The following is an 8,443-nucleotide window of genomic DNA, read 5'->3' as shown; positions in this document are numbered from 1 at the left end:
GCCATCGCTGGGCTATCGAGGACAGCTTCGAAACTGCGAAGAACGAACTCGGCCTTGATCACAACGAAACCCGCTCCTGGCATGGCTGGCATCGCCACGTCTCACTCGTCATGCTTGCCTTCGCCACGATGGCCGTCATCCGTCATCGGGCCAACACCGATCCATTGCTCAAAAAAACGCAACCGCGGTCTCGACCAAAGCACCGTTCTTGATCCGCTGGTCGATCCAGGAAATCCGCCGCATCGCCATGAAGCTTGCCCAGCGGCGCATCTCGCACGCCCACATCCTCGCATGGTCATCCTGGCGCAGGGCCCATCAGGCCAACGCGCGCAAGGCCCATCTCAGGCAACAATTACAACTGTAATGCTAGGAATTCGCGAGACGAGATTAGGCGGGCTTCGCCTGGCCCCAGTCGAACGACGTTCCGTCGACCAGATGCAATGGAGAATTACGGCGATCTTCCGAGCAATGGCGACCTTCGCCTTCTTCACGCCAATTCGCTTCGCGAGCTTCATTCCCCAAGCCTTAAGCGAGGACCATTTCTTTGTCCGATAAAGCAGAACGGTCGCCGCTTCGAACAGGTAGCTTCGGAGAAGCCGGTCGCCCCATCGCGATATCTTGCCAGTGATGTCAGTTTCGCAAGATTGGTTACGGCGAGGGGTAAGGCCCAGATAGGCGCCGACTGTCGAGGCTGATCGGAAGCGCGACGGGTCATCGATTGTATGACGGAAGGTTAAAGCCGTTACCACGCCGACACCAGGAACCGTCATCAGACGGCGCGTTGTCTCGTCTGACTTTGCCAATCGGCGGACTTCGTCGTCGAACTTGCTCTGCTGTTCGCAAATATGCTCATGGATCAACAAAAGCGGCGCGATCACGCCGAGGAGTTGATGATCCTCGCCCAACAGATCGCTGACCTGGTTGCGGAAATGTTTGCCGATCGCGCGCGGGAACAGTAACCCATATTCCTTGATCAGGCTGCGGACTTGATTCTCGATATCCCGCCGAATGGTCACAAGCCGGGATCGCGCGACGAGTATCGCGCGGACTTTCTGACTTTCCTCGCTCTTTACTTTGACTTCTCGATACCAACCGACGCGCACCAGTTCGGCCAGGCCTCGAGCGTCATTCTGATCGCTCTTGTTCATGCGCACTGACAAAGCCGCGTGCGCATGACGAGCGTCTATGCAGACCACCGGAAGATCGACCCTACGAAGTTCATGCCATAGCCAGCTTGCCATTGCCCCGGTCTCAAACCCGATGCGCACCGCATGCGGGGCTCGCTCGCGAAGCAGCGCGTTGAGAGCCCCCGGATCGGACTTGACCTTTCCCTCAAATACGGATTGTCCAGCTTCGTTGACCACGCACACCGAGGTCTCCTTTTGCGACACGTCAAGCCCAACATATTGCATCATAGCCCCTCCGAATCGTTTGATCGCGTGAAGGCTTGAAGATAGAGGACCTTCGCCTCGAGGGCCGACCGCAATTACGTCATCGTATTGAACTGGGACCCCACGGGGGTCCCAGTTCAATGCCGATTGACACTCTTGGCGTCTCCGAGGGATACGTTGTCCCAGAGCACCTTCGGTCCATGCTGTACTACCCAGGTGACGGGGCCATGGTGCATCGCGGCCGAAAGGCCATTCAACAACTTGTCGCGCGCGATCACCGCTGCACTCACTTCGTTGTCAGGGTCCAATTATTGAAGTTGAAGTTCATCCCGCCTTGGGAGGAGGTGACCTCAACGCCGTATTGCACATTGCCGACGTTTATCTCTCCAAAGTAGCCTTTCGACTTGATCCACTGAAGGATGCTCTTGATATCCACCGTTCCGCTGTTGGTCTTCGAAGTGCGAAGGAATGAGATGACCTTGTGGCGATTTTCGCCTTCAAACACGTTCCAAGTCGCTCCGCCGACGTTAACATTTGTGTAGACCGGTGTCGCCGCCCCGCCAGGGGCGTACTTGTAAGAAATGGGCTTGACATTGCCTCCCCCGTCGGGATTGCCGGTGTAATTCGTCCAGAGCATTATCTCATACTGATTTGAGCTGTCCCAGATATCGTAGGCGACATCCCAAGCGCCGCCAGTCGGAACATCCTGACTGAAGGCCGAGACCAGAGTGGCGATCGAACTGAGCGGTTTCCCGACATTGAAACCCTCATGGGGGTAGCTCTTGATGCCGCCAGTATCAGGCTGGTTCGACCACACCCCCCACTGGTTGACAGCATTCACCGAGATGGTCTGAGGTCCTGCGCCAACGCCCCATACGTCATTGTTCCAACTGTAGCCGTTGAGTGAAAAGGACCCGTATTGAGCACTCGAACTCCATATCGGAGCTTTTGCTGATACCGGGAAAAGCGCTGTCGCGGTCGTAATCAGCGCCACAAGTGCCTTTTGCTCGAATCGTTTTGCCATGCTCAATCTCCGAACGCGACCTTTTGTCGGCCCTCTATTGTCTTGCAAGCAAGAGTTGGACCAAGCGCAGTTACGCAATTGCCCAATGCTTGCTGAATCTCGATGAAGCAGTTTCATTCATGGCTTTCATTGATGTTACGTTACTGGCGAATGGATCAAGCATATCACCCGCCCAGGTGGTACAAGAAGTGGTCCTAGAATCTCTGGACTCCTTGGACGACGAGCGCTTCGAATTGTTACACCAATTTGCTAGACAATGTTCGATTGCCGAGCTGCTTGAAAAGGCGCAGCAAATTGGAGCAATACCACCTCATCGTGACCTCCAGAATCAGCAGGCTGTATATGAAAGAATTACGCAATTCCAAGGAGCGCTGCAGCTGTACCAAGTCCCATCCTTACCCATCGAAGTACATCAGTATTATGCTCTCGAATCTCTCCCCAATAACCGGGAGCGAACAGCCAACACTTCGCCAAGTCCAGAGGCAGATTCGCCTATGCGGGGGGTGGGACCGGGTTTTGAGTACGGCGGCCATTCATGCTGTACCGGTTCCAGGCAATCACGTGACGATAATGAGCATTCCAGAAAATCGCAAAGCTCTGGCTCTATCCTTATCGAGAGACTTGCTGACCTCCACCTCATCGCCTTCGCATGCATCATGCTCAAAAACGTCGTTAAGCTCGCTGCTGGTTCCTAGCCTCCAGAATGTAATAGTGAGCCATTGCGAGCGCGCTTATGCCGAAGCGGCACCGCATCATCTATGGTGACGAATACTACCTGACGGTTGGAAAGGATTAAGGGGCCTACAAGGTTTGGCAGGTGGCTAATGCAACAAGCTTAGGTATTCTAGAATCCGGTCGTGGCCATCGCGGCACGATATCCACACATCCTCCCACAGCGAGGGCAAAGCAATGCAACTTCAAGCTAAGTCTCAAGATGCGAAGAAGCCGGATGAGTTCAGCAGGGTGTTCGCTTCTCTTCCGGATGTGCTCATCCAGCATCCGGGAAAAGGTTGCGCTTATTTCATTCCGGCTAATATCTTGAACGGGCATCGCGCTACGCCTGATACGTTCGCAAATCTTCGCTCGGGTACCGTCACTTTCTGTATCTCTGGCACAGATTTGATCGATGAAGTGCCGCCGTACAATGACGAGCCCGGGGACAGTCCAGATGTGCTTATCCGGTACCTGGCTGACCGAACCGCTTACTTTCTCAGTTACGATCAACTGTCGAAATTCAAGGTCGAGCAGCCGGAGCTACCGCTCTCCGGCGAATATGTGTCGTTCATCGTCCCCGGAGGCATGGAGTTCGTGGAAGAGATTCCCCTCCTAAAGCGCGGCCTCCTCCAATCCAATACTGGCTAGAAAGCCGTCGGGTTCTTTAACGTATCGCTGACCCTGCACGAAGGTGTGGGCTGTCGAAAGGTGCGTCGGATTTTAGGGGCCGGCTCCGATGAGCGATCTTCTGACCGAACGCGATTGGCTTCTCGTGCGGATGGGATATGCCCGGAGACAGCCATTCGGTTTTGTGATCTTGGATGACTTTCTAGCACCCGGCGTATTTCACGGGGTGCGGCAGACCCTTTTGGCGGATGGCGGTTGGGCGCGAAAAAACTGGCAGGTCAAGCAGCTGTTCAACCGCGAGCCTCCTATCGCAAATCTCGATCGAATTGTTTCCGAGATCAAGACTCGGCTGGGATCGCTGACCGAGGGGTTGGACCTCGTAAAGCATTGGGCGGTGGCGTGTCATGAGAACGCAGGTCTCCACGTTCATGCCGATAATGCCTACATGGCGCTCAATCTTTGGCTCACTCCGGACGAATATAATCTGAATCCAGCCACCGGCGGATTGATTCTGTATCGATTAAAACGCAGACCCGACATGCTGGTTCATGAGTTTAACGCCATGCCTTGGGCTGGAGAGTTCTTTGAGAAGTTAGCCCCAGAAGTCCTCACGGTCATTCCTTATCGGGCAAACCGCGCGGTACTGTTTGACGCTTCCATTTTCCATGCGAGCGATGCGGTGGAGTTTCGGGAAGGTGCGATGAGTACTATCCGCCTCGGCCTGACGATGGCGTTGGATGTTCGGTCTGAATATAAGGAGCGCATGAGCAACTACGTATCTTGAGAGTTGCCGCGGCCGGAGTCTGGGCCGACAATCACGCGATGAACGATCTGACCTCTGTGGCAGCTCGTGCGACCGCAAGTCTGGAATATGTGTTGAGCAAGGGTCTAGGATGTTGCGCCATATTCAAGCCAAAGGGCTGAGAGCGTCGACCGATATTCTCATTGTGCAAAGTCGGTTACACGCGCCATCGTATGCCGGTCCTGGCCGCTGGATGATCATACAGGCGGCAAAGCGCAAGTCGTTCCTTGCTGCAGGCGCCGACGTCATCCCCCCAGCTATCGAAATCATAGCGAATGCCAATACGCAGCACAAGGGTCGGACTGTTACGACAAGGGGTGAAGCTCTGGAAGGCCAGCTTGCGAAGCTTGAATCAATTGGAATACTCACCCGGGGCGTCGATCGCCCCCGTACGTTGACTGAACTCTATCATTTGATGTGTGTCGACTATCCGTTTCGGGACTACTCCACCAGCGATTGGCGAGAGAAAGATCTGGAAACGATGCTCCAATACGCGCGAATGTGGCCACCGCCACCGTCTCACTCGGAATACGATGGAAGACACATCCCCCTGCCCAAATCGCACGCCCTGACCCAACCCGGTAACGGGCTGCGCAACGTGAAGAATGCCCTGATCATCGACCGCTTGGCGTTTCTGTTGGAGTTCGTCTTTGGAGCGGTTGGGGAGGTGCCTTCAAAATTCCTTCCCGGAGTTCGGAGAACCAGCCCTTCCGGCGGCGCACGGCATCCAACCGATGCACTCATTGAGCTCGTCCAAGATCATGCTGACATACTAAGTGGCAGCTATGCGTATGAAGCAGCTACGCACAACCTCGTCCGAATCTCCGGTTCGTCGTCTACGGGGTTATCCGCCGATTGCTTTGCTAAAATAACTCTGCGCTCGACTGTCGAACGCGCCATGTGGCGTTATCGGGATATCAGGGCCTTTCGTCCACTCGTTCTCGACGCTGGCCATATCGCCGAAATGATTTCAATCGTGGCCGCCGAGCTCGATTTCCAGGTGAGCTATCACCTGCCGTCGGCAGGGCCTGATGTTTCGTCAGAATGGCTTGCAGCGCCACCTTTGCTCGAGATCCGGTTGAAGGATATCGGCGATGAGCAGGTCTCCTATCCTTGCGGGCGCGAGGCGCGAGGCGCCGACGAGATTGATATAGCCCCACCGCCCACATTTGTCCTTGCAGATAGCGATCGGGAGTTTCTTACAAATCCTTTCGCCCATTTTATGCTTGCCAAAGACGGCCTCGTTGGACGCACTGCATGGCCGTCGACACGTGAACTCAAGGTCAATAGTTCCGATTTTTTGGTCTTCAACCATTGCATTCCATCGCAGAGAGGGGATCGTATCGGCACTATGGAGGGGATCGTGAAAGCGACCGGGATTTCGACCGACCGCATTCGCGAGCTTTTCAGTCAAGGCCTGTTGGTCGACCGTCGAGAAGGAGAAAGCCTTTATCGTGGTGTCCGTCTGTGGGCACGCTACGGCTGGTATCTGTCGTTGCTGAAGGTTGTAGAATCCCGTGCGTCATATGACGGACGGCCGTTGGATGAGTTGAATGAACGTCTGCAGCAGCGACAATCGTCGTTGAATTTCGAAAAGCTCGTCAGGCGAAAAACCTGCCGCGAATTCTCGTCGTCCGCAGTGGACCCACTGACCCTGATGCGGATCCTGGACCACGGATTGTCAGGAACCGAACTAACCGCCACGGTCGCGCCCTTCGCGGTTGAAGGAACTGATGACCACTTACATCGCTGGTCCCCTAATGGTCTGGTGCCGACCGCTGTCAAGGTGACACGCGATGAGGTTGCCAAGGCGACTACCGGCCAGTTCCCCAGCGCCGCCGGCGCCTTCACCGTTTGGCTCATAGCGGACATCACTCCCTCTCTGAAAGAGGCGTCTGCATACGAGACCCGGATTCTGTCACTTGGTATGGCCGCTCATCGAATGTGCGTCTGCGCAACTCAAGCCAACCTGGGGGTGTTCCTCACCCCGGCCCTTTCGGAAGGGGATACACTTCGATTGCTTGGGATCGAGGCAGACCCGGCAACACGCATCGGGTATCTCTTGAGCATCGGAAGGCCGCTCAGTGGCGAGGGATGAGTACGATGTCTGGAACTTGAGTTTCCAAAAGGGATGGAAGCTCTTCCGCTTTTCGGCTGACCAAAAAGTGGTCGTTTGGGATCCAGAGACAGAATTCCTGGCCATCACATCAATCCACCTCGTAAACCAAGTTTCTGACAGACCAAGGGATGGTCTCGCTCAGCGGGCAAGTCCTTAAACCGGTGCCGGAATGCCCCCCCTGTCGCCTATTTTACTGCGTCTTCTAGGTGTCACGGTCGAGGTGCGGTGTACTTCACCCGCCTGCCGGGATGGAATTATGCAGTACATGTCGGCACATGCGCTGGGTAATTCGTACCGTGAAACCGCCGAGGTCAGGCTCGAGGTCACGTTAGACACGTTCGACCGGTATCTTTATCGGGAGCGACCACCAGAGCAACGTGGCTTGCCTTATAAGGGAGTACTGGTTTCGTACCCCGCGTCGCAGCGCGCGAAGCCATGGACATCCCCTTATCCTCCGTTGATTCCATATCACCATCCGGTCAGCGTGGGCCGGTATGTGGCGCTGCACGCCGCCTGCGTGCGCCTTCCTCAAAACCTGTGTGTCTTGCTTCCCGGTAAGCGTGGTGCGGGGAAGACAAGCGTTTCTCGGCTGCTATGCGCCGACCATGGAGGAAGCCTACTTACGGATGAGGCTGCATTCATCCATCGACGCACGGTCATTGTCGAGCCGTTGATCTTTGCTATGGGCATAAAACGAGAGGGGGGGACTGGCAAAGTGCTCATGCCGGCTGAAGAGATTTGCGGCAGGTTGGAGTCCAGGCCAGCGCCTGTAACCCATATTGTAGCGCTGCGTCGCGATGCTGGCGTCGCTGCTCTGCGAACGATCTCGCCGGAAATGGCCTTTCGCCGGCTGTCTAGCCATCAGATCGACGTGGGCGCGTCTGCTGACGAAAGCGTGGTCACACTGGCCCGGCTGTGCGCGGATGTTCCTGCCTACGAGTTCTGTTGGCAGCAATTCGACCAATTGGCGGCTGCCTGCAATCATCTTGTAGGAGCTCTGGTTGATGGCGGTGCCGCTGGCGGCGCAAGCTTGCTTTAGCGCGTGATCAGTATGGCTTTCATAGATGCAGCTCCAGGAAGGAATTGCGCATGAAAGGTGAGTGGATCAAGACGTTCGAGCTGGGAAGGCCAGAATGCTTGAAATGGTCTCAGGCAATGCTTCCATTGGCCGGCGAACTGTCGATAAGCGAAGAGCTCGTGCAGACCGCGCGACGGCGCGCGGAGGACCGTCTGTCTCTCGAATCGCTCCGTGCAATTGGGCGCATGGCTGCGCGGGAAGTAGATCTGGTAGTTAGCCGACGCACGCCTGCGGCTCCGGCTGGGGTTAGGCCTCGACCAGTTTCGGACTGCGTTTCTCGATGCGCTGGTCGTTGCCGGTGTTGCCCAGCTGCACGGAGAGAGCCTCGGATTTGGGTGCTGGCCGAACAGGCCAGGGCCCGGACTTGAGGAAGATGGGGGGGCACTTGGGGGGGATGTCCCGGGTTCTGTTGAATTTCTGAAGAGGTCGGCGTTGCCCACCTTGAGCCGGTAGGCTCGGGGTGCTGATTCCACAAAGGAGAGCAACGCCATGACGAGAGATATCACACCGGCTGGTTCGCCGGCGACTGGGGCTGTGGACGAAGCGTTTGCAGAAGTGCGGGCGAGCTTTGATCGGTTCTGCCTTGCGGCGGGGATCGAGGCGCTCGGCACGATGATGGAGGCGGATGTCACGGCGGCCTGCGGGCCGCGCCACGGTCGCGATGCGGCGCGGCGGGCGCACCGTTGGG

At 56.3% G+C, this 8,443-nt stretch carries 7 protein-coding genes and 3 pseudogenes; 8 read left to right on the top strand and 2 right to left on the bottom strand.

The features are described 5' to 3' along the window. Nucleotides 1-212, top strand: a pseudogene (locus K289_RS49860) (IS701 family transposase); the annotation flags it as partial. Then, nucleotides 209-364, top strand: coding sequence for a hypothetical protein (locus K289_RS52000; RefSeq protein ID WP_198024866.1), 156 nt, complete (start codon nt 209-211; stop codon nt 362-364). The pseudogene K289_RS49860 and the gene K289_RS52000, both read left to right, overlap by 4 nt. Before the next feature lie 23 nt (nt 365-387). Here the strand turns inward: K289_RS52000 and K289_RS47050 are convergent. Both K289_RS47050 and K289_RS0139580 read right to left on the bottom strand, forming a co-directional pair. Continuing rightward, nucleotides 388-1,415 (bottom strand): annotated as a pseudogene (locus K289_RS47050) (IS110 family transposase). A 262-nt stretch (nt 1,416-1,677) separates the two neighbouring features. Beyond that, nucleotides 1,678-2,415, bottom strand: coding sequence for a glycosyl hydrolase (locus K289_RS0139580; protein WP_027556392.1), 738 nt, complete (start codon nt 2,413-2,415; stop codon nt 1,678-1,680). A 119-nt stretch (nt 2,416-2,534) separates the two neighbouring features. On the opposite strand from K289_RS0139580, the gene K289_RS51235 reads away from it, so the two are divergent. The 6 genes and pseudogenes from K289_RS51235 to K289_RS49855 form a co-directional block, all read left to right on the top strand. Continuing rightward, complete coding sequence (locus K289_RS51235) at nt 2,535-3,110, top strand: hypothetical protein (RefSeq protein ID WP_156918445.1); 576 nt, start codon at nt 2,535-2,537, stop codon at nt 3,108-3,110. Between the two features lie 214 nt (nt 3,111-3,324). After that, nucleotides 3,325-3,777 carry a hypothetical protein gene (locus K289_RS0139575; RefSeq protein ID WP_027556391.1) on the top strand — a complete coding sequence of 151 codons (453 nt, stop codon included), beginning with the start codon at nt 3,325-3,327 and terminating at the stop codon, nt 3,775-3,777. A gap of 88 nt (nt 3,778-3,865) precedes the next feature. Continuing rightward, the gene (locus K289_RS0139570; RefSeq protein WP_027556390.1) at nt 3,866-4,540 is read left to right on the top strand and encodes a hypothetical protein; all 675 of its coding nucleotides are present in this window, start codon (nt 3,866-3,868) and stop codon (nt 4,538-4,540) included. A 109-nt stretch (nt 4,541-4,649) separates the two neighbouring features. After that, nucleotides 4,650-6,656: a nitroreductase family protein gene (locus K289_RS0139565; RefSeq protein WP_156918444.1), complete on the top strand. Its 2,007-nt coding sequence runs from the start codon at nt 4,650-4,652 to the stop codon at nt 6,654-6,656. 277 nt (nt 6,657-6,933) lie between these two features. Next, nucleotides 6,934-7,716: a hypothetical protein gene (locus K289_RS47045; RefSeq protein ID WP_035687792.1), complete on the top strand. Its 783-nt coding sequence runs from the start codon at nt 6,934-6,936 to the stop codon at nt 7,714-7,716. 528 nt (nt 7,717-8,244) lie between these two features. After that, nucleotides 8,245-8,443: pseudogene (locus K289_RS49855) on the top strand (IS256 family transposase); the annotation flags it as partial.

Origin of the sequence: Bradyrhizobium sp. Cp5.3, from assembly GCF_000426265.1 — a bacterium.
Classification (GTDB): domain Bacteria; phylum Pseudomonadota; class Alphaproteobacteria; order Rhizobiales; family Xanthobacteraceae; genus Bradyrhizobium; species Bradyrhizobium neotropicale.
The sequence above is the reverse complement of the archived record's forward strand: the minus strand, read 5'-3'. Positions and strand labels throughout refer to the sequence as shown.